The organism is Rhizobium sp. CNPSo 3670 (genome assembly GCF_057784555.1).
In genome coordinates this window covers 1-25,552 of record NZ_JBXSOL010000003.1, presented here as the reverse complement: position 1 = coordinate 25,552, position 25,552 = coordinate 1, and the positions used below count along the sequence as shown (strand labels likewise).

21 protein-coding genes are annotated in these 25,552 nt (G+C 61.0%); 3 read left to right on the top strand and 18 right to left on the bottom strand.

Annotated features, from left to right (window positions below):
• Window positions 1-48: 48 nt before the first annotated feature.
• The 9 genes from AC13QO_RS03305 to rpoZ form a co-directional block, all read right to left on the bottom strand.
• Entirely contained in the window at window positions 49-801 is a 753-nt protein-coding gene (locus AC13QO_RS03305; protein WP_085777594.1) for a Crp/Fnr family transcriptional regulator, read from the bottom strand.
• 145 nt (window positions 802-946) lie between these two features.
• Window positions 947-1,888 carry a GTPase Era gene (gene era / locus AC13QO_RS03300; RefSeq protein WP_085777593.1) on the bottom strand — a complete coding sequence of 314 codons (942 nt, stop codon included), beginning with the start codon at window positions 1,886-1,888 and terminating at the stop codon, window positions 947-949.
• A gap of 7 nt (window positions 1,889-1,895) precedes the next feature.
• Window positions 1,896-2,615 carry a ribonuclease III gene (rnc, locus tag AC13QO_RS03295; RefSeq protein WP_085777592.1) on the bottom strand — a complete coding sequence of 240 codons (720 nt, stop codon included), beginning with the start codon at window positions 2,613-2,615 and terminating at the stop codon, window positions 1,896-1,898.
• Window positions 2,612-3,355, bottom strand: a complete 744-nt coding sequence (lepB, locus tag AC13QO_RS03290) for a signal peptidase I (protein WP_488539911.1) — start codon at window positions 3,353-3,355, stop codon at window positions 2,612-2,614. Before lepB ends, rnc begins: the two co-directional genes overlap by 4 nt.
• Before the next feature lie 247 nt (window positions 3,356-3,602).
• Window positions 3,603-4,007, bottom strand: coding sequence for a holo-ACP synthase (acpS, locus tag AC13QO_RS03285; protein WP_488539910.1), 405 nt, complete (start codon window positions 4,005-4,007; stop codon window positions 3,603-3,605).
• 37 nt (window positions 4,008-4,044) lie between these two features.
• The gene (locus AC13QO_RS03280) at window positions 4,045-4,635 is read right to left on the bottom strand and encodes a DUF2062 domain-containing protein (RefSeq protein WP_488539909.1); all 591 of its coding nucleotides are present in this window, start codon (window positions 4,633-4,635) and stop codon (window positions 4,045-4,047) included.
• A gap of 154 nt (window positions 4,636-4,789) precedes the next feature.
• Window positions 4,790-4,939: a DUF3563 family protein gene (locus AC13QO_RS03275; RefSeq protein ID WP_064706756.1), complete on the bottom strand. Its 150-nt coding sequence runs from the start codon at window positions 4,937-4,939 to the stop codon at window positions 4,790-4,792.
• 196 nt (window positions 4,940-5,135) lie between these two features.
• Entirely contained in the window at window positions 5,136-7,370 is a 2,235-nt protein-coding gene (locus AC13QO_RS03270; protein ID WP_085777589.1) for a RelA/SpoT family protein, read from the bottom strand.
• A gap of 142 nt (window positions 7,371-7,512) precedes the next feature.
• Window positions 7,513-7,917 (bottom strand): DNA-directed RNA polymerase subunit omega, encoded by a 405-nt coding sequence (gene rpoZ / locus AC13QO_RS03265; RefSeq protein WP_011424719.1) that lies wholly within the window; start codon window positions 7,915-7,917, stop codon window positions 7,513-7,515.
• 297 nt (window positions 7,918-8,214) lie between these two features.
• On the opposite strand from rpoZ, the gene AC13QO_RS03260 reads away from it, so the two are divergent.
• Window positions 8,215-8,796, top strand: coding sequence for a LabA-like NYN domain-containing protein (locus AC13QO_RS03260; protein WP_085777588.1), 582 nt, complete (start codon window positions 8,215-8,217; stop codon window positions 8,794-8,796).
• Between the two features lie 38 nt (window positions 8,797-8,834).
• Here AC13QO_RS03260 and smpB read toward each other — a convergent pair whose 3' ends face one another.
• Window positions 8,835-9,314 carry an SsrA-binding protein SmpB gene (gene smpB, locus AC13QO_RS03255; protein WP_004675044.1) on the bottom strand — a complete coding sequence of 160 codons (480 nt, stop codon included), beginning with the start codon at window positions 9,312-9,314 and terminating at the stop codon, window positions 8,835-8,837.
• A 93-nt stretch (window positions 9,315-9,407) separates the two neighbouring features.
• On the bottom strand, window positions 9,408-10,292 hold the full coding sequence (gene dapA, locus AC13QO_RS03250) for a 4-hydroxy-tetrahydrodipicolinate synthase (protein WP_085777587.1): 885 nt from the start codon (window positions 10,290-10,292) through the stop codon (window positions 9,408-9,410).
• A 214-nt stretch (window positions 10,293-10,506) separates the two neighbouring features.
• Here dapA and AC13QO_RS03245 point away from each other — a divergent pair, with 214 nt between their 5' ends.
• Window positions 10,507-12,582: a lytic transglycosylase domain-containing protein gene (locus tag AC13QO_RS03245; RefSeq protein WP_488539908.1), complete on the top strand. Its 2,076-nt coding sequence runs from the start codon at window positions 10,507-10,509 to the stop codon at window positions 12,580-12,582.
• A gap of 128 nt (window positions 12,583-12,710) precedes the next feature.
• Window positions 12,711-13,604: an alpha/beta fold hydrolase gene (locus AC13QO_RS03240; RefSeq protein ID WP_488539907.1), complete on the top strand. Its 894-nt coding sequence runs from the start codon at window positions 12,711-12,713 to the stop codon at window positions 13,602-13,604.
• 135 nt (window positions 13,605-13,739) lie between these two features.
• Here AC13QO_RS03240 and AC13QO_RS03235 read toward each other — a convergent pair whose 3' ends face one another.
• The 7 genes from AC13QO_RS03235 to AC13QO_RS03205 all read right to left on the bottom strand — a co-directional run.
• Entirely contained in the window at window positions 13,740-15,203 is a 1,464-nt protein-coding gene (locus AC13QO_RS03235; RefSeq protein WP_285192716.1) for an HlyD family type I secretion periplasmic adaptor subunit, read from the bottom strand.
• Complete coding sequence (locus AC13QO_RS03230; protein ID WP_488539906.1) at window positions 15,200-17,344, bottom strand: peptidase domain-containing ABC transporter; 2,145 nt, start codon at window positions 17,342-17,344, stop codon at window positions 15,200-15,202. The genes AC13QO_RS03235 and AC13QO_RS03230 overlap by 4 nt, the downstream gene beginning before the upstream one ends.
• Before the next feature lie 41 nt (window positions 17,345-17,385).
• The gene (locus tag AC13QO_RS03225; protein ID WP_183699664.1) at window positions 17,386-17,691 is read right to left on the bottom strand and encodes a hypothetical protein; all 306 of its coding nucleotides are present in this window, start codon (window positions 17,689-17,691) and stop codon (window positions 17,386-17,388) included.
• 73 nt (window positions 17,692-17,764) lie between these two features.
• Window positions 17,765-18,997: a GTP-binding protein gene (locus AC13QO_RS03220; RefSeq protein ID WP_488539905.1), complete on the bottom strand. Its 1,233-nt coding sequence runs from the start codon at window positions 18,995-18,997 to the stop codon at window positions 17,765-17,767.
• A gap of 48 nt (window positions 18,998-19,045) precedes the next feature.
• Entirely contained in the window at window positions 19,046-23,536 is a 4,491-nt protein-coding gene (locus AC13QO_RS03215; RefSeq protein WP_488539904.1) for a DUF4082 domain-containing protein, read from the bottom strand.
• Window positions 23,537-23,764: 228 nt separating this feature from the next.
• Window positions 23,765-24,946, bottom strand: coding sequence for a GTP-binding protein (locus AC13QO_RS03210; protein WP_488539903.1), 1,182 nt, complete (start codon window positions 24,944-24,946; stop codon window positions 23,765-23,767).
• A 101-nt stretch (window positions 24,947-25,047) separates the two neighbouring features.
• Window positions 25,048-25,552 (bottom strand): DUF4082 domain-containing protein (locus AC13QO_RS03205; protein WP_488539902.1); only part of this gene is annotated, 505 nt, incomplete at its 5' end.

Here is a 25,552-nt window from a genome sequence, read left to right as displayed (position 1 = left end):
ATTTTCCGAAAAGCTTAACTGCATTTAAAAAAGACATAGGCCATCGGGCTAAATGAAGGGACGCTTGCCCTCCCCAAGTCCTTCCCAACCGGCGATCGCCATTAACTCCTCACCGTTTTGAACTTCGCAGCCGCGTTCCTGCCAGCGGATCAAACCGCGTTCTCCAAGCTTTCTCAGCGTCTTGTTGGTGTGAACGATGGAAAGACCGAGAGTGTCGGCGATGTGCTGTTGAGTGATGGGGATGAATTTGCGGCCGTTGAAGAGATCGAGCTTCCTGCCGCGCTCATACAAGAAAGCGATCAGATAGGCCGCTCTTTCCAATGCAGTGCGACGGCCGATGGAGAGGAGATGCTCATCCAATATTCGTTCTTCGCGCGCGGCAATCCACGTGATGTCGAAGGCGAGCGAAGGATGTTTGTTGTAGAGCGTCATCAGCCGGTCGCGCTCGAAGACGCAAAGGGAAACGGGCGACAGCGCTTCGATGGAATGCTGCATTTCGCCGGCGATCGTTCCCTGAAGACCGATCAGGTCGCCCGGCATGATGTAATTCAGAATCTGGCGGCGCCCGTCCTCCAGCATCTTGTAGCGGAAGCCCCAACCGGACAGCACGGTGAAAAGATGAGCGCTGTGGGCGCCTTCGACAAGAATGGTGGAGCCGGCATCGACGGCAAGCTCGCCGCGTTTGAAACGTGAAACAAATTCCAGCTCGTCTCGGCTGAACTCCCTGAAATGCGGCAGAGGCCGCAATGGACATAATTCGCAAGGGGTCTTGAATGAATGGATGCGTCTCGACGTCGCCATGCCTGCCCCGCGGTCGCGCAAACGACGGCCCGTCTGGCCGCCGTTGACCGAGGAATGCGCAAAGCTCGGATTCGTTCCGCAACGAGACGGATTTTTTCCTAAGAAACAAGGGGCTGGAGGCTGCTCGATAAAATCGTTGCCGTCCTTATTTAGGGAATTCGAGGCCCATTTCGCGGAACCGCTCGGGGTCATCACCCCAGTTCTCGCGGACCTTGACGAAGAGGAAGAGATGGACCGGCTGCTCTAATATTTCCGACAATTCCTTGCGGGAGGCGGTCGAGATCGCCTTGATGGTTTCGCCACCTTTGCCGAGGGCGATCTTCTTCTGGCTATCACGCTCGACATAGATCACCTGCTCGATCCGAACCGAGCCATCCTTACGCTCTTCCCACTTTTCCGTTTCGACATGCGAGGAATAGGGAAGCTCCTGGTGCAGACGCAGGAACAGCTTTTCGCGGGTAATCTCCGCGGCGAGCTGACGCATGGGGAGATCGGAGATCTGGTCTTCCGGATAGTACCACGGCCCCTCCGGCAAGGTGGTGGCCAGATAGTCCATGACATCGTCGCAACCAGAACCGGTTTCGGCCGAGATCATGAAAGTGCGATCGAAAGCAATCTTCTCATTGGCGGCGGCGGCCAGCGCCAGCAGATCCTCGCGGTTGACGCGGTCGATCTTGTTCAGCACCAGGATCTTCGGCTGCTGGACTTCCTTCAGGCCCTCGAGGATGGCTTCGGCGTCGCCGCGCAAACCGCGCTCGCTGTCGATCAGCAGCATGATCAGATCGGCATCCTTGGCGCCGCCCCAGGCAGAAGTCACCATGGCTCGGTCGAGCCGACGGCGCGGCTTGAAGATGCCGGGCGTATCCATGAAGACGATCTGGGCATTGTCATGAATGGCAATGCCGCGGACGATCGCGCGCGTCGTCTGCACCTTGTGACTGACGATCGACACCTTGGCGCCGACGAGGCGGTTCACCAGCGTCGACTTGCCGGCATTAGTCGGCCCGATCAGCGCAACGAAACCCGAATGTGTCGGACCATTGGCTTCTACGGCAGCTTCGGCCGCGATATCTTCTTCTTGTGTCATTGTCCCGTCAGTTTCCGGCAGACGATTGCTGCCAAATGCCTTCACGCTCGAGCATCTTGGTCGCCGCAACCTGTTCGGCGGCACGCTTCGACCGCTCTACGCCGGTTTCCGGCTTTATGCCAGCAACTTCTACCGTCACCTTGAAGCGCGGATCATGATCCGGTCCGCTGCGTTCATCAACCCGATAGATCGGTGTGACGCCGAATTTCGCGTGTGACCATTCCTGCAGCTCGGTCTTGGCATCGCGCTTGGCGCCGTCGGCCCTGACCGCCCTGCCCTGCCAATAGCGCAGGATGAACCGGCGGGCGACTTCGAGACCGCCATCGAGATAGATCGCGGCGATCAGGCTCTCGACGACATCGGCGCGCACATTCATCATGCGCTTGCCGGTCAATTTCTTCACATCGGCGCCGGTGCGGATATAAAGGTGGAGATTGAGTTCGTCGGCGACTGCTGCACAGGTTTCGGCGCTGACGAGCTGGTTGAGGCGAACCGAGAGCTCGCCTTCCCCGGCCGTGCCGAAGGTGCGGAACAGAAGCTCGGCGATGCAGAGCCCGAGGACCCTGTCGCCGAGAAACTCCAGCCGTTCGTAGTTGCCGCCCTTTTCGGTACGGGCGCTGGCATGGGTCAGTGCCCGGTCCAGGCGTGCCTTTTCGGCGAAGTCATGGCCGATCAGGCTTTCGAGCTTTGCGCGATCCGCCGCAGAAAGCGTCTGCGCCTTACTCATTCAACGACCTTGAAAAGGCGGTCCCAGCGCATGTTGGTCGGCCACTTCCAGATTTCGCGGAAAGACGTGTCGTTGCCGAGCGAGAAGAAGATGACGCTGGCGCGACCGACAAGATTTTCAGCCGGCACGAAGCCGACGTCGAAGCGGCTGTCGAGCGAGTTGTCGCGGTTGTCGCCCATCATGAAATAATGGCCTTCCGGCACGATGAACTCGCGGGTGTTGTCGCCGCGCGAGACCGGCGACTGGTCGAGCGTGTCGTAAGTCTTGCCGTTATCAAGGGTTTCGCGGAATACTGGTACGTCCTCGCCCGGATCGAGCTTGTAGTCCGAGGTGAAACTGCCATCCGCCGCCTTCGGAACCGGCTTGCCGTTGACGTAGAGGACGCCGTCGGTGACCTGGATATGGTCGCCAGGCAGGCCGATGCAGCGCTTGATATAATCGACATCGGGATTCGGCGGGAAGCGGAAGACGACGATATCGCCGCGCTTCGGATCGGAGCCGAAGATGCGGCCGCTGAAGAGATCAGGCGAGAAGGGCAGCGAATACTTCGAATAGCCGTAAGCGAACTTATTGACGAAGATATAATCGCCGACGAGCAGCGTCGGCATCATTGAACCGGACGGAATGGTAAAGGGCTGGAACAGCACGGTTCTGATCACCATCGCCAAAATCAGCGCCTGAATGATGACCTTGATGTTTTCCCAGAGGGCGTTCGGCTTGGTATCGACTTTTTCGGACACGCAGTCTTATTCCTTCAAGACGCCGTAAAGGCGCAATTCTTTCTGCCGTTCTCTCTAGCGGCTTCGGCCGGTTGCGGCAATGGCGACAACATGAAAAGCGACGAGAGGTCGCGTTGAAACGCTTCCGTGGTCGCGTTGAAACGCTTCCGTGGTCGCGATCAAACACTCCCGGGGTCGCGTTGAAACGCTTCTGCGGTCGCTACCAAACGCTCCCGGGGTCCCGTTGAAACGCTCCCCGGGGTCGCCATCATGGCCTTTCGGGCAACGCCTCGATGATAACGAAGGCCTGCGCCAAGGGATAATCATCGGTTATTGTCAAATGAATGGCGGGTCTATGGCCCCCGGGCAGCATCGCTTCCAGGAGCGCGGCGGCGGTACCGGTCAGTTGCATGGTCGGCTTGCCGCTCGGCAGGTTGACGACGCCCATGTCCTTCCAGAAGACGCCCTGGGCTATGCCGGTGCCGAGCGCCTTCGAGCAGGCCTCCTTGGCGGCGAAACGCTTGGCATAGGATGCGGCGCGGTTTGCCCGGCGGTCGGAACGGGCGCGCTCGATCTCGGTGAAGCAGCGATGAGTGAAGCGCTCGCCGAAGCGCTCGATCGATTTCTCGACACGACGAATGTCGATCAGATCGCTGCCAATGCCGATGATCATGCCGGAACCTTCCGTCGCTCAAGAATTCTGTACCGGTTCATACGCTCGGCATGTCGCTGGCCGCACCCGCCAGGCGCAGACGTGCCCGCTCCAGCAGTCGCGTGCGGCGGCGGGCCTGAAAACCTTTGACGGTGTAGAACGTCAGCGCATCGAGCGCAACGGCGGTTACGATTCCCGGTGGGATGGCGCCGATCAACATCGGCTCCAGCACGGGCTTCCACAATTCGGTGAAGTTCAGCTTGTGAAAGAGCGCGGCGAGATCCACCGCCTGACCGGCCAGATGATCCTCACGGCTGAGCAGCAGATGGCCGATTTCCCAGGTGATACCCCAGATGAAAGGATAGGTCAGCGGATTGCCGAAGGCCGCGCAGCCGAGAGCCGCGGCCACCATATTGCCGGAGAGGAAATAGGTGATGACGAAAGCCATGACGAAATGCACGCCAATGAACGGCGTCCACGAGACAAAGACGCCGGCGGCAACACCGGCCGCAACCGCATGCGGCGAAGCGCTCAGGCGCAGAATGCGCATTGTCAGGTAACGGATCGGGCGAAGGAAACCTTTTCGGGGCCATAGAAGCTCCCGCATCTTTTCCTTGAAACCCGCAGGCTTGCGACGGCGAAACAACATGGCCGCTATTTAGTGCAGTGCACCGGACCATGACAAGAGCGGCAAATGGTACCGCCCGAAACCGCCCCCTTATCTTTCTTGCAAAGGAGCATCTTCATGCCGAGGGGCGCTCATTACCGTAACGTCCCTCACTCGACAAAGTATAAAGGCGGTGTCAGCGATTGCGGAACAGACCGCGATCGACCTGACGCTGACGAAACTCGAGATCGATACGATCCAGCGAGCCGTTCAGATAGGCCATTTCACGTTCCTGCGTGGTCGGCGCGCGAAAGGCGCGAGCGATTTTCCTGATAGGATCAAACATTACCTTGTCTCATCTTCTGTTTACGTTTTCGATGACGAGAAGATAGTCCCGGCAAAGGTTAATTACCACCGCCGCAACATGGACACAGCTATGCGCTCAACGCATTCCTTGCCTTATTGCTGCGCCGTCGCGAGTACAGACCGATCATAAAATGTGCATTTTGGTCGATCAGCTCCATGGCAGGCCTAACAAAAGCCTACTCATAGAGCCGCCGGACCGTAGCGATGCAATCCAGGTCCTTCATCTGGGCGAGCAATTGGTTGAGCTGCCGCAGGTCCCACACCTCGACTTCGAGCATCATCTCGGTGAAATCGGCAGCCACGCGCACCGTGTTCAGCATGCGAATATTGACGTCGAGCCCGGCCACGGTCTGGGCGACCTTGGCAAGCGTGCCGGGCTCATTCAATGCATTCACCATGATACGCGCCATGAAACGCGACTTGTTGGCCTCGTCGAGATCCCAGCGCACGTCGATCCAGCGATCGGGTTGATCGTCGAAACGCTGCAGGCTCGGCGACTGGATCGGATAGATGGTAATGCCCTTGCTCTGATCCATGATGCCGACGATGCGGTCGCCGGGCACGGCGCCGGTCGAGGCGAACTTGACGTCGACATTGCCGGACAGGCCGCGGATCGGGCCGACATCGACATCGGCATCGAGTTCCGAATGGCCGCCTTCGGCCCCTGTTTTAGCCTTTCCGGGAATCTTGAAGATCATGCCCGCAGCGCTGCGGACGTTGAACCAGCCGTCATCGCCGGAAGGCTTGACGGTGACGCGCTCGTCCTGGTGATCAGGATAGACGGCGCGCAGCACGTCGAGCGAGGACATCTCGCCGCGACCGACGGCGGCGATTGCATCCTCGACATCTTTCTGGCCCAGACGGTGCAGTGCCGGCTTCATCGCCTCGCGCGAGAAAATCTTGCCGGCCCGGTTGAAGGTGCGCTCGAGAATGCGGTGGCCGAGGCCTGCATATTGCTTGCGGATCGCCATGCGGGTGGCGCGGCGGATGGCAGCCCGCGCCTTGCCGGTGACGACGATTTCTTCCCACGCCGCCGGCGGAACCTGCACGCCGGAGCGGATAATCTCGACTTCGTCGCCATTCGCCAGCCGCGTCACCAGCGGCATGATGCGGCCGTTGATCTTGGCGCCCACCGTCGTGTCGCCGATATTGGTGTGCACCGCATAGGCGAAATCGATCGGGGTGGCACCACGCGGCAGGGCAATCAGCTTGCCCTTCGGCGTGAAGCAGAAGACCTGATCCTGAAAGAGTTCGAGCTTGGTGTGCTCAAGGAATTCCTCCGGGCTGTCACCTTCGGCGAGCGCCTCGATCGTATGGCGCAGCCAGGAATAGGCATTGGATTCGCGCGAAAGAATGTCGCCATCGGCATTGGTGGCGCCATCCTTGTAGAGCGTGTGGGCGGCGATGCCGAACTCGGCGATTTCGTGCATGCGCTTCGTGCGGATCTGCAACTCGATGCGCTGGCTGGAGGGGCCGACGATGGTGGTGTGGAGCGAACGGTAATCGTTCTGCTTCGGCGTCGAGATATAATCCTTGAACCGGCCGGGCACGACGCGCCAGCGCGTATGGACGATGCCGAGCGCCCGGTAACAGGATGGAATGTCCTCGACGATCAGACGGAAGCCGTAGACATCGGAAAGCTGTTCGAAGGAGAGCGACTTCGACTGCATTTTGCGAAAGACCGAATAGGGCTTCTTCTGCCGGCCCTTGACATAGGCGCTCGTCAGGCCGCTTGCGACCAGCAGGTCGCGCAATTCGGCCTCGATCTTCTTGACGATGCCTTCGTTGCGCTTGGAGAGCTCTTCCAGCCTTTTCGTGACGGTTTCGTAGGCCTCCGGGTTCATGTGCCGGAAGGAAAGCTCCTCGAGTTCCTCGCGCATATCCTGCATGCCCATGCGGCCGGCGAGCGGCGCATAGATTTCCATCGTCTCCTCGGAGATGCGGGCACGCTTGTCGGCCGACATGTGATCGAGGGTACGCATATTGTGCAGGCGGTCGGCGAGCTTGACGAGCAGCACCCGCACGTCATCTGATATGGCGAGCAGCAGCTTGCGCAGGTTCTCCGCCTGCTTGGCCTTCTTGGTGACGAGATCGAGCTTCTTGATCTTCGTCAGCCCCTCGACCAGGCGGCCGATGTCCTCACCGAAGAGTTCGTCGATTTCGGCGCGCGTCGCCGTCGTATCCTCGATCGTGTCGTGCAGAAGGGCGACCGCGATCGTCGATTCATCGAGATGCATATCGGTCAGGATGGCAGCGACCTCGAGCGGATGGGAAATATACGGGTCGCCGCTCGCGCGTTTCTGCTGGCCATGTTTCTGCATGGCGTAAACATAGGCCTTGTTCAGCAGTGCTTCATTGGCATCGGGCTTGTATTGCTGAACCCGCTCCACGAGCTCGTACTGCCGCATCATTCCAAAGCCACTCCGACAAAAATAAAAGCGCGCCAATCAACGATTGGCGCACACATGGGCAATAATATGCCTAAGCAATAAAGGCGCAAGATTGACGATTGGTAATCGTCGCTCTTTTCCGGTTCAGATCCGGTCGAGACGCTTAATAATCGTCGCTCTTTTCCGGCGGCACGAGGCCCTCGATACCGGCAAGCAGCTCTTCTTCCGACATCTGGTCGAAAGTGATCGTCTCCGGCAGGTCATCCTGCTCCTCGCTATCGGCGGCAGCAGCGCCGCCGGCGGCGATCATGCTGGCCGGATCGGGCTCGGGCTCGTCGACTTCGACATGCTTCTGCAGCGAATGGATCAGATCTTCCTTGAGATCATCGGGGGAAAGCGTCTCGTCGGCGATTTCGCGCAGCGCCACGACAGGATTCTTGTCGTTGTCGCGATCGATGGTGATCGAGGCACCCTGGGAAATCAGCCGGGCGCGGTGGCTGGCGAGCAGAACCAGCTCGAAGCGGTTCTCCACCTTGTCGATGCAATCTTCAACTGTGACACGGGCCATTGCCTGTCCTTTACGGTCGTCATTTCGGGATTAGCACGCCCGATACAATTAAAACCGGGCAAATACAAGTTTTTCGTTCCGGCTCCCCTCGTCTTTATCCGGTGCCGAGCTAAATTTCCATGGAAATGTGACAATTCTACCGAAGGTTGCTTGGAATATGCGGAATCGTGCCCTAAATCTCTCTTATATGAATAGATGGTAAAGTAAGCATCAGATCAAGGATCACAATAAGCCCTTGTATTTATTGCAATTTGATGCCCTGCGAATTTCGATTTCTCTCATTGGAATTGGTAAGCGATGTTTGACCCACGCGAAAAAATTGCACTCTTCATTGACGGCGCCAACCTCTACGCTGCATCCAAGAGCCTCGGTTTCGACATAGATTACCGCAAGCTCTTGAAGGCATTCCAGAAACGCGGCTATCTCCTGCGCGCCTACTATTATACGGCGTTGATCGAGGACCAGGAATATTCATCGATCCGTCCTCTGATCGACTGGCTCGACTATAACGGCTACAAAGTCGTCACCAAGCCCGCCAAGGAATTCACCGACTCCATGGGCCGGCGGAAGATCAAGGGCAACATGGACATCGAGCTGGCGATCGACGCCATGGAGCAATCGGAAACCGTCGACCATCTCGTCATCTTCTCCGGCGACGGCGACTTCACGAATCTCGTCGAAGCGCTGCAACGCAGAGGTCGCAAAGTCTCGGTAATCTCGACCATGGCGACGCAGCCGCCGATGATCGCCGACGACCTGCGCCGGCAGGCCGACCATTTCATTGATCTCTTGTCGCTGAAGGCTGAGATCGGTCGCGATCCCGCGGAACGGGCGCCGCGCCCGGTCGAAGTCGCCCCAGCTAGCGATTTCGGGGACTAATCGAAGCGTCGCGAGCCGATCGGCTGCGGCGTGATGGGTTAGCCGTTATCCTTCAATAAGCGGCTCTTCTGCCGGTTCCAGTCGCGCTCCTTCTCGGATTCGCGCTTATCGTGCAATTTTTTGCCCTTGGCGAGCGCCAGCTCCATCTTCGCCCGACCCCGATCATTGAAATAGATCTTCAGCGGGACCAGCGTCATGCCTTCGCGGTTGACGGCGGAGCGCAGGCGATGGATTTCACGGCCCGACAGCAGCAGCTTGCGGCGCCGGCGCGGCTCGTGATTGAAACGGTTCGCCTGCAGATATTCCGGCAGGTAGGAATTGATTAGCCAGATCTCGCCGTCCTCATCCGATGCGTAGGATTCGGCGATATTGGCCTTGCCTTCGCGCAACGACTTGACCTCCGTGCCCTTCAGCACCAGACCAGCCTCATAAGTATCGATGATCTCGTAGTTGAAACGGGCCTTGCGGTTTTCGGCCACGACCTTGTTCACCACGCGCTGGCTGCCTTTGGGGGCCATGACGATATTCCCTTCGGGGCGCGAAAAACCGCGCCCTCATTGCTTACCCTTATGTAAGGGAACGAGCCGGCCTTGTGAAGGCGGCCAGTCTCCTCAGTTCAGCAATCCTGCATGACGCATGGCGGCATCGATCGCTGCTTCGGTTGCCGGCTCCAGCGTCGAAAGCAGCGGCGAGCGGACGTTACGGCTCATGCGGCCGAGCTTGGAGAGACCGTATTTGGCGCCGCAGAGACCCGGCTCAAGGAAAATTGCCTTGTGCAGCGGCATCAGGCGGTCCTGATATTCGAGCGCGCGGGCGTATTCACCGGCCAACGTCGCGGCCTGAAAATCGGCGCAGAGGCGCGGGGCGACATTGGCCGTCACCGAGATGCAGCCGACGCCGCCATGGGCGTTGAAACCGAGGGCTGTCGCGTCCTCGCCGGACAATTGCCTGAAATCCTTGCCGCAGGTGATGCGCTGCTCGGAAACACGCTCGATCTTGCCCGTCGCGTCCTTGACGCCGACGATATTGCTATGTGCCTTGACAAGAGCACCCATCGTTTCGGGCGTCATATCGATCACCGAACGGCCCGGAATATTGTAGATATAGATCGGCAGGGCAACGGCCTCGGCAATCGCAGAAAAATGCGCAATCAGCCCCTTCTGCGTCGGCTTATTGTAATAGGGCGTGACGACGAGCACGGCGTCGGCGCCGACCTTCTCGGCGTGCTGGGCGAGTTCGACCGCCTCACGCGTATTGTTCGAACCGGCGCCGGCCATGACCGGAACGCGTTTTGCCGCCACTTCGATGCAGAGTTCCACGACCTGCTTGTGCTCGGCATGCGACAGCGTCGGCGATTCGCCGGTCGTTCCCACCGGAACGAGACCGCTGCTGCCTTCCTTGATCTGCCAGTCGACATGGGCAGCGAAGCTCGCTTCGTCGATCAGTCCGGCATCGGTGAAGGGGGTGACGAGGGCGGGAATGGACCCATTGAACATGCAAAGCTCCTCACGACCAAATCCTTGCTTCGGCCGCATTCCATGAATATTTTGCGCACCATAAAGCGCTGAAATCATCGCGACAAGCGCGGAGAGTTCGGTTTAGGGCAAATTCCGATAGCAGATGTGAATGAATTTTACCTGGTACGGTAAGGTTTCGTTAAGAAGCCTCCAGCCAAATGAACAGGGCGTGTTTTCCGTTGCGAGATCCCGGATGAAGAAAGCTGTCCTGATTCTGACCGCCTTCGGCTTCGTTGCCGCCGCGTGGGGCAGCGTTGCGTCCCCGCTTCCCGGCGAAAGCATTCCGACGCCTGAAGTCAAGCCGATCGGCTTCGTCCCAGAGACCTCCATACCGGAAGCGCTGACAACCGGCGCCATCCCGCGCAATCAGGCCGTCGCGCCGGTCGCCAATGATCTGAAAGCCGGACTCGACGCGCTTTCTGCCAGGAACCCGCAACTGGCTCTGTCAATCCGCGACAGCATGCGCGAGGATACGCTCGATCGCCATATCCTCACCTGGGCGATCGCCGTCTCCGGCTTGAAGGGTGTTCCCTCCTATCAAATCGCCAGTGCTGCGCAGGAGCTCAAGGGATGGCCTGGCCTTTCCAGGCTGCGCGCCTATTCCGAACGGGCGCTCTACGACGAAAACCCCGCCCCGTCAGCCGTGCTCGCCGCCTTCGGCGATACCGCGCCGGAGACGATGCAGGGCGCCATCATTCTCGGGCGGGCGCTGATTGCGACAGGCAAGCAGGCGCAGGCAGCAAAATATATCCGCAAGGTCTGGCGCACCGAGGCGCTCGACAAGGCGAGCGAAGACAAGATCCTCCTCGAGTTTTCCGCCCTGCTGACGCCAGCCGACCACAAGGCGCGGATGGACTATCTGATGTATCGTGGCCGGGTGGCGCAGGCCAAGCGCTTCGGCGACATGGGCGAGGCGCAGTCCCTCTACAAGGCCTGGGCCGCCGTCGACGCCAAAGCTGCCAATGCCGACGCGCTGCTCAATAGCGTCGAGGCGAAATGGCGTGGCGATGCCGGCCTGCTGTTCGCGCGCATCGAATATCTGCGCAGGCAGGACAAATATGCCGAAGCGGCGGCGCTTCTGGAAAAGATGCCGCGCGAGCCGGGCGAACTCGTCAATTCCGGAGAATGGTGGAACGAGCAGCGGATCGTCAGCCGCGGCCTCGTCGACCAGGGACAATTCAGACCGGCCTATCGCATCGTCGCAAGCTCCGCGGCAACCAGCCCGACTGATATGGTCGAGGCCGAATTCCATGCCGGATGGTATGCGCTGCGCGGGCTGCAGGACCCGACAACGGCGGAAAAGCATTTCCGCAAGATTCTGGCGACTTCGAACGGTCCCATCTCGGTGTCGCGCGCCTGGTACTGGCTCGGGCGAGCAGCCGAGGCCGGCGGCCCTGGCAGTTCCGGCGAATTCTACGGCAAGGCCGCGAATTTTCCCGGCACCTTCTATGGACAGCTCGCTGCCGAAAGGCTTGGACGCAAGACGCTCAACGTCAGCTATCCCACGCCGAGCGCAGCCGACCGCCAGCGTTTCCAGGCGCGCGAGGCCGTGCAGGCAATCGCCCGGCTTGAGGCAGCCGGCCACGGTTGGCGGGCCGACATCCTCTATCTCGCACTCGCCGATCAGCTGCAAAGTCCCGGTGAACTGGCGATCCTTGCGGCGCAGGCCGAGCAATCAGGCAATCATCATCTGTCACTGCAGGTCGGCAAAATCGCCTATGGCCGAGGCATCGATGTCGCCGCGCTCGCCTTTCCCGTCGGCGTAATCCCGCCGAATGCCAATATCTCCGGCTCCGGCAAGGCGCTCGCCTATGCCATTGCCCGGCAGGAAAGCGCTTTCAATCCGGCTGCCGTTTCGGCAGCGAATGCACGCGGCCTGCTGCAGCTTCTGCCCGGCACAGCTCAGGCGGTGGCCAAACGCCACAACATCACCTTTTCGAAGGACAAGCTGACGGCCGATGCGGGCTACAATGCGACCCTCGGTGCGCATTATCTCGGCGAGCAGATCGAAGCCTTCGGTGGCTCCTATATCCTCACCTTCGTCGCCTATAATGCCGGGCCGAAGCGCGTGCCGGAATGGATCGGACGCTACGGCGACCCACGCGGCAGGCCGATCGACGAAATCATCGACTGGATCGAACGCATCCCCTTCCCCGAGACGCGCAATTACGTACAGCGGGTGATGGAGAATTATGAAGTCTACAAGGCCCGCCTCGGCCAGCCGACGGATATCGAGCGCGACCTGATCGGCGGACGCGGCGCCTCCTGAAGTCGTTTGGCGCGGCTTGAAAAGCAGGCTGGTCTTTGTTTTTCCGCATGTCTTTATCGCAAAACCGCTGCACACTTTTGCGAGACATGCTCTACACCTTCCAGATCAGACAGGTCTCGAGGAATGCGATGCCGGACGTGGATGCAGGCGGTTTCCAGGAACGATTTTACCATTCTTCCGATGGGCTGACGCTTTATGCCCGCGACTACCGGCCCGACGGGGCCGCAGCCGCCGAAAGGCTGCCGGTGGTCTGCCTGCCCGGCCTGAGCCGCAATGCCCGGGACTTTCATCCGCTTGCGCTGCTTCTCAGCCGCGACAGAACTGGCCCGCGTAGAGTGATCGCCCTCGATTCGCGCGGGCGCGGAAATTCCGCATGGGATGAGAACAAGGCCAATTACAATCTCGCTGTCGAGACCGGCGACATCATTGCCGCCTGCACGGCATTCGGCATCGAGCGGGCGGTTTTCATCGGCACGTCGCGCGGCGGCCTGATCCTGCACTTGATCGCGGCGGCACGGCCGGATCTTCTCGAAGCCGTGGTCCTGAACGATATCGGACCGGCGATCGAGGCAGGAGGGCTGGCGCTCATTCGCGACTACCTCAACGGCAGGAAGCCGGCCGACTGGAAAGAGGCGGCCGATATATTGCAGGTGAATCATGGCGCCTCGTTTCCTGCGCTTACGGGCGAGGACTGGCGCGAAATGGCGCTTGCGCTATATCGCGACGTCGGCGGAAGGCCGGTCGCCGACTTCGATCCGGCGATCGCCGAGGCACTGAGATCGATCGATTTCAGCCAGCCGCTGCCCGATCTCTGGGCACAATTCGAAAGCCTGAGCCGCTTTCCGCTGATGTTGATCCGCGGTGAAAATTCACCGCTGCTGTCGCAGGAAACAGTGAACGAAATGGCTCGACTGCATCCCGGATTGGTCCTTCATACCGCCGGAGGGCAAGGACATGCGCCCCTCCTCCATCTCGGCAATATCTCTGCAGCAATTCGCGCTTTTCTGGCCACTTGCCGGTAGGCTGATTATCTGCAAACGGATGCGGCTTCCGCTGATACACAGACGCTTTTGGGGGCGGCTGCCTAGAGGCCTGGCGCCACCTCCATCCCCGGCGTGTGTAGGACGCCCCTCGCCCACACTTCGTCTGCGGCCCCCTCAGTTCGGTTCCCGGATGGCATCATCCAGGCCGCGCAGCAGCGGATAGAGGAAATAGGAGATCACCGTTCTGTTGCCCACCTTGATCTCTGTGGAGACGGTCATGCCCGGCAGCAGCCTGACCGGCACGTCCGAGACGTTCAGCCTCGTATCGGCGAGCAGGATGCGAGCCTTGAAGAACGGCGCGGCCGGCTGGCCCGGGGTGGCGGTCTGTTCCTGCTGCTGGCCGGTCATGAACGTGTCCTGGCTGATGGTGCGAACCTCGCCCGACGCGGTGCCGTATTTCTGGAATGGATAGGCGTCCAGCTTGATGCGGGCCTCCTTACCCACCGCGATGCGGCCGATGTCGCGGGTGTTGATCGAGACTTCGGCTTCGAGCGGCACGTTGATCGGCACCAGTGTGACGATCGGTTCGGCTTCGCGTACCACGGAGCCGATGGAGCGCTGGGCGAGGTCGAGCACGACGGCGTCGGCAGGTGCTGTCAGCGACACCATGTTGCGACGCAGCTCCATCTTCTTCAGCTCTTCATCCGCCATGTCGCGCTGGCCGCGCAGCTCGACCAGTTGTTCCATCGCGGCGCGGCGGAAATCCTCGATAAAGGCCTGCCGGTCGGCTTTCAGCTTGGCAAAGGTATGCGCGGCTTCGTCGGCCTTGCCGCGCACGGCCGTCAGATCGGACTCGACGTCGAGGCGGGCGTCGCGCGAGCCGAGCATGGTGATCAGCGAGCCGCTCTGCGTGTTAAAGAGCCGCTCGCGCGCGCCTTCGATCTGCGAGAGCGTGTCGCGTCGGTCGATGAGCACGGCTTCCTGGTTCTTGGCCGCGGCAAGCGCTGCCGACTGGCCGGCGATCTGCTGCTCGAAATTCTGCAGCTGCGCCGTGTAGAAGGCCCGCCGCTGGCCGAAGAGCTGCAACTGCAGCATCTCGTCGGGCGTCGATCCGGCCATCATTGTGTAGTCATCGCCGGCAAGTTCCGCCTCGATGCGCTTCACTTGGGCGTCGAGTGCCGAGAACTTCGCCTGCTGCTGGTCGACATCGGCCTGGCTGAAAGTGGCGTCGAGCGTTGCGAGCGTTTGTCCGGCACGCACCACCTCGCCGGCCTTCACATCGATCGTGCGGATGATCGAGGTTTCCAGCGGCTGGACGACGATGGTCGGTTGCGTGGTGACGAGTTTGCCGGGCGCGATCACCACCTCGTCGATCTCAGAGACGGACGCCCAGATGATGGTCGCAGCGATCAGCGCCGTCACGCAATAGAGCGTCATGCGCGCAATGCGCGGCGGAGCACGTTCCTCGAGCTCGACGGCATCGGACTGAAATTCCGCGATAACAGGCGGGAGCGGCGGGCGGGCGACGAGCAGCCCGGTCCTTCCGTCTGGCCCCTTATTCGAGGAGCCATGGTCCGAGGCGCGCTTGTCTGATGAAATTGGCAGGTTCTCGCTGGATTTTGTGACACGCGCGTTCATGCGACCTGCCTCATTTGCTGGGCCCACAGGTGGCGATAAGTCATGCAGCGCGACACCAGCTGGTCGTGCCGGCCGATATCGGCGACCTTGCCCCGATCGATGACGAGAATGGCATCGGCATCCACAAGCGTCGAAAGCCGGTGCGACACGATGACGACGGTGCGCCCGGCGGCGATCCGGCTCAGATTTTCGCGGATGATCGCCTCGCTGTCTGGGTCAAGCGCGCTCGTCGCCTCGTCGAAGATCAGGAGCTTCGGATCGGTGATCAGCGCGCGCGCAATGGCAAGCCGCTGTCTTTGGCCGCCGGAGAGGTTGGCGGCGTTTTCTTCCAGCATCGTGTCGAAGCCGCGCGGCAGGCGCTCGATGAATTCCTCCGCGCCGGCGACGCGGGCGACCTCCATGATTTCCTCGATGCTGGCATCGGGTTTGGCGGCAGCGATATTGTCGCGCACCGTGCCGCGGAAGAGGAAATTATCCTGCAGCACGACGCCGATGCTGGTTCTCAGATGCACGAGATCGATTTCGCGGCTGTCGTAGCCATCCATGCGCACCAGCCCCTCCTGGCTCTGATAGAGGCCCTGGATGAGTCGGGTGATCGTCGTCTTGCCCGAGCCGCTCTTGCCGACGACGCCGAAGACGCAGCCCGCCGGAATGGCGAAGGACACATTGTCGAGCGCAGGCGCCGCATCGGGAGCATAGCGGAAGGTGACCCTGTCGAATTCGATGCGGCCATGCAGATGCGGCCGCACACCTCGGCCGCGTCCGGCCTGTTCCGGCCGCTGGTTCATGATCTCGCCGAGCATGCGCACGGAAAGCGCCACTTCCTGATATTCATGCACCATGGTGACGATCTGCACCAGCGGCCCCGAGACGCGGCCGGCCAGCATGTTGAAGGCGACCAGCGCGCCGATCGTCATGGAACCGCTGAAGACATCGAGCGCGCCGAGCCCGATGATCGCCACGCTCATCAGCTTTTCCAGAAGCCCGGTCAGCGACTGGGCGATGGTGGAGATTTTTTCGACCCGGAAACGCACCGAGATCGACTGCGCCGAATAATCGTCCCAGACCTTGCGCTGTCGCGGCTCCAGCGCCAGTGACTTGACGGTACGCATGCCATGCACGGTTTCGACAAGCAGGGCCTGCCGGTCGCCTTCGGCCTGATAGAGGGCCTGTAGGCGACGCTGGAACGGCCCGACGAGCAGCATCACCACGAGCCCGACGAGCGCTGCGAAGCCGAGCACCACGAGCGTCAGCTTGACGCTGTAGAGAAGCAGGATCGGCACGAAGACCAAGAGCGATACGCCGTCGAGCAGCGTCAAGAACAACCTGCCGGTCAGGAATTCGCGGATGCGCCCCGTCTGCTGCATATGTTTGACGAGAACGCCGGCCGATGCCTGCTCGAAAAGCGCGATCGGCAGGTTGAGCAGATGGCCGAAGGTGCGCGTCGCCACCCGGATGTCGATCCTGTTGGTGGCGTAGAGCAACAGATAGCGGCGCAGGAAGCTGAAGGTCGCGTCGAAGACGAGCGCCACCGCGATGCCGACCGTCAGAACCGTCAGCGTCGCATAGCTCTGGTGCACGAGCACCTTGTCGATGACGAGCTGGAAGAACATCGGCGTCGTCAGACCCAGCCCGTAGAGCACGAAGGCTGCGAGCGCCACATCGCGGAAGAAGCTGCGCTGCCGGATGATTTCTGGGACAAACCAGCGGAAGCCGAAGGGCCGGTCCTCATCCGACATGCGGTAGTTGCGCTTCAGCAGAACCACCGATCCGAGCCAGGCCTTGGCGAATTGCTCCTCGCTCAGCAGCATGACTTCGGGGCGCTTGGCGAGCGGGTCGAGAACCCGGATCCGCTCATCCTCGCCCTCCCCGAGAGCGCCAGCGATGACCACCCAGTTGCCGTTCGAAAGTTCGGCAAGCACCGGGAAAGCGTCGCCGAGTTGGAACAGGCTTCGCCAGTCGAGGGCCAGATGCCTGGCCCTCATTCCGGCATCCTTGGCCATTCTGAGCATTTGCCGCACCGCCACCGGATCGTTGCCGACGCAATAATCGTGCTGCAATCGCTCAGGAGAAAGGTCGACGCCGTGGTGACGCGCGACGAGCGCAAGACAATGCAGGTTGGTATGCAGAAAACCACTCATGGCCCACCCGAAACACTACGAGACCGAGGCTGTCCCTGTTGTCAGTTGAAATTCGGCGAGGCGTTTGAAGCGCCCTGCACCGACTGGATATCGGTGGCGGCTGCAGCCGACATGTCACCGATGCGACGGACCGCGCCCGCCTCGACCAAGCCGCCAAGCGCCTTCTGCATGAGATCAACCGCATTGGCGAAGGCGTCGACAGGCATGATGATGCGCTGGCGGAAAACCGGCTTGGGATTGTTGTTGGCGTCCCGATCCGTGGCCGAGAGCGACATCAGGTCGATGCGCACGATCGTTCCTGTGACGGTGATTTCGCCGATACCGTCTGCATAAAGTTCGCTGCTCATTGTTCTCTCCTCTGGTTGATAATCAAAACCTGTTCACCTTTGAGTCGGCGCATCGGATTATCCGAAAACCGCTTCACATTTTTCCGTTCGATGCGTGCGTATCGTGCCGCCATGGCGGAAACGGATCGCGAAGACCGACGGCGGTCTGAGGATCGAAACCCGTCTCCTCGCCGGTCAAGCAATCGTCGAGCGCTGCGCGAATGACGCCCTCATCGAAGCCGGAGCCGATGAAGACCAGCTCCTGGCGGCGGTCGCCCCAGACATCGTCCCAATGCCGGTCGAGTAACTGGCGGAATTGCGGATGGCGCGGCCAGTGCGCCCGCGGCACCGAGGCCCACCAGAACCCTCTGGTATCGATGCGGCATTGCGTACCGGCAATCGACAGCAGACCGATCTCGTCCGGCCGGGTCGCCAGCCAGAAATGGCCTTTCGCCCTGATGACGCCGGGCAATGGCTGCTTGAGCATGCGGCACAGCCGCGCCGGATCGAAGGGCCGGCGGCTGCGATAGACGAAGCTTGTTATGCCGTATTCCTCGGTCTCCGGCACATGATCGCCCCAGCCGTAAAGCTCCTTGTGCCAGAGTGGATGGCGGGCGGCCTTCGCCTCGCTGAAAAGGCCGGTATCCAGGATCGCGCCGAGCGGCACCTGGCCGAACACCGTCTCGATGACGCGGGCATCCGGATTGAGTGCCGCGACGACCCGGCGAACTTCGGCGAGGTCGGCGCTGGGCACGTCGCCCGCCTTGTTGATGATGACGACATCAGAAAATTCGATCTGCTCGACGAGCAGTTCCACGAGCTTGCGCTTATCGTCCCCGTCACGCCTTTCGCCGCGATCGGCCAGGAACTCGTCGCTGCGGTAATCGGCAAGCAGATTGACCGCGTCGACGACGCAGACCATGGTATCGAGCCTTGCCACGTCGCAAAGGGCAGCTCCACTCTCGTCGCGGAAGGAGAATGTCGCTGCTACCGGCAGAGGCTCGGCGATCCCCGTGCCCTCGATCAGCAGATAGTCGAAACGGCCGGCGGCCGCCAGCCGCCGCACCTCGCTGAGGAGATCTTCGCGGAGCGTGCAGCAGATGCATCCATTGGTGAGCTCTACCAGCGTCTCATCGGTGCGCAGAAGGTCTGCACCTCCCTCGCGCACGAGATCCGCATCAATGTTAACCTCGCTCATATCGTTGACAATGACCGCAACCCGACGGCCCTCCCGATTACTCAGGACATGATTGAGGACAGTCGTCTTCCCTGCGCCGAGAAACCCGGCGAGAACCGTAACCGGCAATCTGTTGTCTGCACGCATCATCGATACTCTCACTCTTTACTCGATGGTCGGCTTGCATCCTTGTGGGCTTTACGCCGCGAGCTGCGGTTTGAACGCCACGTCCACATAGTAGTTTGTGCTGTTGTAACTGCTGGTCGGGAACAACCCGCTCGATCCATAGGCATAGAGGCCATTGTCGCCGCTGAACGCCCTGAGGTCGCCGCTGGTCTTCTCAGTGCTGAAATAATTGCCCGTCGCCGAGTAATTGCCGTTTGTGCTGCAGGAAACGACGTAGGTCGTATCCGCTGCGACCGCGACCTGCTGGGTGAGCGTGGCAGTCTGCCAGCCGCTTGCCGTTTCGTTGCTGAAGGTGACGGTTGCAAGCAGCGTGCCCGAGGCGGTCCAGAGATAACCGTCATGCGGGCCGGTATTGTCGGCGCCCTTATAGAAGCGGATCCCTGTGACCCAGCCGGCCGTGTCCGCCTGAAATTTCATGCCGAGATTGACCGGGTGATTGTCGTTCACCGAGACGACTGCAGGCGTTTCATTGGCGCTGAAGAGGTTCTGCTCGCTCCCCTGGGCGTTGACGGCAAGCCCAACCTGGGCGGATGCCGTGCCGCCCTGACCGTCGGCGATGGAATAGCTGAAGCTCGCCGGCCCGGTATATCCTGCCGTCGGCGTGAAGGTGACGGTCTGCGTCTGGTTGTCGTAGGACACCGAACCGTTGACCGCTCCGCTGACGCCGGTGATGACAAGCGGGTTGCCATCCGCATCGCTGTCATTTGCGAGCAGATTTGCAGCGGCGATCGACAGAGCCGTATTGGTATAAGCCGTATAGCCGTTGTCATTGGCGGCGACCGGCACCGTGTTGCCCGTCGATTGATTGAAGACGACGTCAACCCAGTAATTCGTTGACTGATAGCTTGACGTCGGGAAGATCGAGCTTGATCCGACCGAGTAGACGCCATTGCTGCCTGCAAGCGCCGTCAGCGAGCCATTGGTATGTGCCGTGTTGAAATAATTCGACGTCGCCACATAGGTGCCGGTCGTGTGGTAGGAGGCGACATAGGTCGCACCCGCGGTGATCTGCAGCGGCGTGGCGAAGTTCGCGGTCTGCCAGCCGGAGAGCGACTCGTTGGTGAAGGTGACCGTTGCGACGAGCGTGCCGTCGGCTCTCCAAATGGAGCCGGTATGCACGCTGGTATCGCCGGCAGCCTTGTAATAGCGGATGCCCGAGATCGTGCCGGTCGAGGAAGCGACGAACTTCATGCCGAGTTCCAACGCCGTATTATCGTTGAAGCTGCCGCCGGTCGGTCCCTCACTTGCCATAAACAGTGTCTCGCCAGCCGAACCCGTCTGGACGGTCAGGCTGACATTGCCTTGATCCGTGCCGCCGCGCCCGTCCGACAGCGTATAGCTGAAGCTCGCCGGTCCTGAATAATCGTTGGCCGGCGTGAAGGTGATGGCGCCGGCCTGCTTGTTGAGAGCGACCGTGCCTTTGACGGCATTGCCGACGGCCGTGATGGTCATCGCATCGCCATTGGGATCGGTATCGTTTGCCAGGAGCGAGGCAATGGAGATAACAAGCGTTGCGTTGTGGCCGGTGATCAGCCCGCTGTCGTCGGTCGCGACCGGCTGGCTGTTGGGGCCGGCATCGAAGACCACGTCCACCCAGTAATTGCTGCCGCCGGGGTTCTGGCCGGGGAATGTGCTGGGCGTAGTGCCGTAGGCGAAGACGCCGCCGCCATCGACGGCCTTCAGCTGGCCGCTGGCATAGGGCTCGTTGAAATAGTTCTGCGTGAGCGAGTAGTAGCCATTGCTGTGATAGGAGGCCACATAGGTCGTGCCGGCCTCGATCTGGATCGGGCTGGAGAACATCACCGTCTGCCACCCTGAGAGCGATTCCCCTGTCGCTACGCCGGTCGCCAGCAGCGTTCCGGTGCTGCTCCAGAGGCTGACGACGTGTTCGCCGATGTTATAGAAGCCCTTGTAGAAGCGGATGCCCTCCACCGAGCCTGCCGTCGTCGCTTGGAAGCGCAGGCCGAGCTCGACTGAATCGCGATCGACCGCTACTTCGGTCGCGGGCTTTTCCGCCAGCGTCCACAGGCCCTGCGTGCCCGGCAGCGTGACGGTGACCTGCTTGCCGGCCGATGGCGCCTCCAGATTGACGCTGTCGTCGACGGCGCGTGACAGGATCGTATAGGTGCCGCTCGCCTGGACGACCCAGTTATAGCTCCAGTTCTCGCGGCCCGTGGCCTTGAACCAGTGCCGACCGCCATCGGTGGAGACCTCGACGCCGGCAATGATGCCGCCGCCGAAATCCTGCGCCGTTCCTGATATCGTCACATGCTGCCCTTCGAGGAAGCTTGCGCCGACGATGGGCGAGGTAATCGACGAGGTGGGCTTCAGCGTGTCGGTCGATTGGGTCGCGAGGATCAGGCTCGCATCGAGCGTCGTCGGCTGGATGCCCATGTCCGCGAACATGTTGACCATCGCCTGCTGCACGTTGCGATCGGTTGACGTTGCCGGCCCCTGATGCTGATCGTTCAGCCCCCAGGACCAGAAGACAGTGCCGGCGCCGAAGACGAGTGCGCCGCTTGCCGCCCGGTACATGGTCAGGCTGTGGGTCGCCACCGCGTCGCCGATCGTCGAGCCGTAATCGCGCAGATAAGTGTTGACCGCGACCGAGGAGAGCGACAGGTTGATCAGTCCAGCCGGACGGAATCCATTCTCGACATCCGAGTCCCATTCATAGCCGAGCAGGTTCTGCACCAGATTGTAGGTCTCGCCCGGCTGCAGCTCTGCCACATCGGTATTGCGCCAGAAACGAAGGTTCGAATAGTCGTAGGGGATGGAGATCGTATCCTGGCGGTAGCCGTCCACCTGAAACATCGTCCCCGTCAGCGAATTTTCCGGCTCCTGCCCCGGATCGGCGTAACGCGGATCGCGCCAGGTTCCGGTGCCTATATTGCTCGGGTCCGTGCTCGTGCCGTAGGTCTCCTTGTAGCAGACCATGGTGCGGTAGGCTTGGCCGCTGCCATCGATGCTGCTTTCCCAGCGAACCTTCCAATAGACTTCGTTGCCGCTCCAGAAGGCGAGGTTCACGCCGGCATCGCGCGCGGCCTCCACATTGGTGCGCTGCTCGGCCGACCAGTATTCGTCATGGCCGACCGACAGGAAGGCATCATGGTTCAGCAGCAGGCTACCGCTACGCGTCGCATCGACACCGGAAATATAGGAGACGTCGTAACCGTTCTGCTCCAGCCACTGGATGGCTGAATGCTCGACGCCAAAAATGAAGTCGTGCGAGCCGCCGACCGGGCTCGTATTGGTGATGATCGGCCTGTTGTAGCTGATCGCCGAGGCGCGACCGATTGCGGTCAGGCCGCAGCTGCAGTTCGGCGGCAAGTAGCCGATCATGTCAGCGGGATCGACGGGGACATCGCCGTAATAGAGGCTGGCGCCGCCCCAGGCATTATAGGCCTGCCACGTCGTGTCCGAGGTCTGGAAAACGATATTGCTGTGCGAGGAGTCGTCGCGCACGACGAAGGGGATGATGCTGGCATCCTCGGTGCCGTCCTCACGCACCAGCTTGGCGAAATAGACCCCGGAGACGGCATCGGTCGGAATCTGCCAGCTCGCCGAGACCGACCAGTTGCCGCAGTCGATGAGACCGAGCGACATGTCGACGATCGGATGCGGCTGGATCTGCGCCGTGGTCAGCTGCTGCTCGATCGAGTCGACCTTGCGCGCACCGGCCCCGCCGTAATAACCCATCCGGTAGATATCGATGCGGTAATGCGTGGAATCGGTGGCGATCTTGAAATCGACCGTCTGGCCGATATTCGTGCTGATTTCGGTGGCGTAGCCCTGGATGGTGCCCTTGCCATCGCCCTCCAGGCCCCACTCGCTGATCGGGTTGCCCTGTTTCAGGTTTTCCAGTGCGATCTTGTTGAGCGTGACCGCAGCCGGAGCCGCCGCCGGTGCGGCCAGCGCTGAGACCGCGGTCGTATCGGCGGAAGCGTCCTGGCTCGACTCCACCGTCAGGGATGCTATCGAGGCCTGAAGGCGCAACGAAGCCGTGTCGAGAGTGCTTGAAGAAGTGACCGGCGCCGTCGCCGTGGCGCTTCCGGTGCCGGCATCGCTGGCAATACCCGTCAGCACGGGGGCGGCAGGCAGTGTAGCAGCCTCTTCGTAGGGATCTGGGGCAAGTACGGTGTCTTGCGATGCCGAGGAGGTCGTGTCGAAGATCGTCGCAGCCGACGCCGTCTTCGTGGACGTGTCCTGCGCGCCGCCATCGGCGGCAGGCGCCGACATCGGCGTCGACGATGCAGGCGACGCCTGCATGTCGCCTGATGATATCAAGGAAGATGTAACCGTGCCGGTGAGGGAGGATTGAACGGTTGCGCTGCCTTGATTGGCAAAGTCGGAAGAACCCTGAGTGCTCGAAGACACGACGGTCGGAGTTCCAAGCAGCGCGGCCCAGGCCGAGGTTGCGTGACTGATGCACGGCGTGCCGCCGGTAGCAGTCAAGTATTTGCGATTCCTCACATGAAATCTCAGCAAGAGCGGCGTCCCCATTCCCGTCGACCAGCATTGAATAGCTTCATCCTGCCAGCTTTCGGAGCGGAACGTACGACAGCAATCTTGGGTATGGTGGTGGTACTCCATACGCCGATATGATGATCCTCACCGCATATCCGGTTCTGGAGCCGTCTGGTGCTTCCGCTAAGCGGCGGACGCTGTGTAAGAGGAAGCTGGTCGGTCTTGTGTTGCCGGTCCGGCTGGTCGAGCCGGCAAACTCCGGCGCTACCAGGCCGGAAAGGGATCTTCGAGAGCCGACCAGTCCCGCGGATCCGAGCTGGCCAGGCAGTCGTCCAACGCGCTGCGGACGCCTGTCTCGTCCATGTCAACACCAATGAACACGAGTTCCTGCCGACGATCGCCCCAAGCGCTGTCCCATCGGCGCTCGATATGCTGGCGAAACTGGTGGTGGCTCGGCCAGTCCTGCCGGGGAACGGCCGCCCACCAGAGCCCCATGGGTTCACAGCGTCGTTGCGCTCCGGCCGCCGACATCAGACCCACGTGACGCGGGCGCGTGGCCAGCCAGAAATGACCTTTGGCGCGGATGACCCCTGGCCAGGGCTCGTCCAGGAATGCCCGAAACCGTGTCGGGTCGAAGGGACGCCTCGTGCGATAGACAAAGCTCGATACCCCATATTCCTCCGTCTCCGGAACATGAGCACCCGGGCTGTACAGTTCCTTGTGCCATAACGGGTGAGCGGCGGCCTTTGCTTCGTCGAAGAGGCCCGTACTGAGAATGGTTGCAAGAGAAACCTTGCCGAAGTCCGTCTCCACCTGGTGCGCATCCGGGTTGAGCGCAGCCACCGTCTTGCGAACTTCTGCGCGGATTTCCTCGGTCGCGTCCGAGATCTTGTTGATCACGACGACGTCGGCAAACTCGATCTGGTCCACCAAGAGGTCGATGAGCGTCCGCCGGTCCTCGCCGTCCCGCTGCATGCCGCGATCGCGAAGCAGATCAGCGCTGCTGTAATCAGCCAAGAGGCTGGCGGCGTCGACGACAGTCACCATCGTGTCAAGTTTGGCAAAATCGGAGAGCGAAACACCATTCTCGTCGCGGAAGGAAAAGGTGGCAGCGATGGGGCGCGGCTCGGCAATGCCGGTTCCCTCTATCAGCAGATAGTCGTATCGCCCCTCTTCGGCCAGTCGCCGCACTTCCGTCAGGAGATCATCGCGCAGGGTACAGCAAATGCAGCCATTGCTGAGTTCAACCAATGCCTCCGTCGTATGCGACAGGTTGCAGCCGCCGTCTCGAATGAGACTGGCGTCTATATTCACTTCACTCATATCGTTGACGATGACGGCGACCCTGAGGCCCTGACGATTGGTCAGCAAGTGGCTGAGAAGCGTCGTCTTGCCGGCCCCGAGAAAGCCGGCGAGCACTGTCACCGGGAGCCGGCCCTTGTTCATCGCAGTCGCTTGAATGGGAGCGGAGGCCGCGTCCCTCTCTGCGATCCGCATTTGCGTCGTGTCAGCCTCATTCGAAACCGATCCTACCCTTATCCTTTGCATCACGCGACCAGTTGCGGCCGGAAGACGACGTCGGCGTAGTAATTGGTTGAATTGTAGCTGTTGGTCGGGAAAAGACCTGCGGTGGCGGAACCGCCATAGGCATAGACGCCATTGCCGCTGGCCGGCGCCGTCAACGGACCGTTGCTGACAGCGGCCGTAAAGAAATTGCTGGTCGCCACGTAAGCGCCTGTCGTGTGATAGGAGGCGACATAGGTGGTATTGGCGGCGATGGTGACTGGGTTTGTGAAGTTCACCGACTGCCAGCCGCTCGCGGTGGTGGTGGTGAAGGTGGCGGTGGCAAGCTTCGTGCCTGTCGCGGTCCAAAGGTCGACGACATTCTGGCCGTTGTCATTGGCGCTGCGATAGAACCTGATGCCGGTGACATCTCCGGCAACGTTCGACGTGAACTTGACGCCAAGTTCGAGCTGCTGACCATCGTTGAAGGTGCGGCTCGGCGTGCTGGAGGCAGAGAACAGGCTGTAGCTCGTCGGTGCCGTCGACACG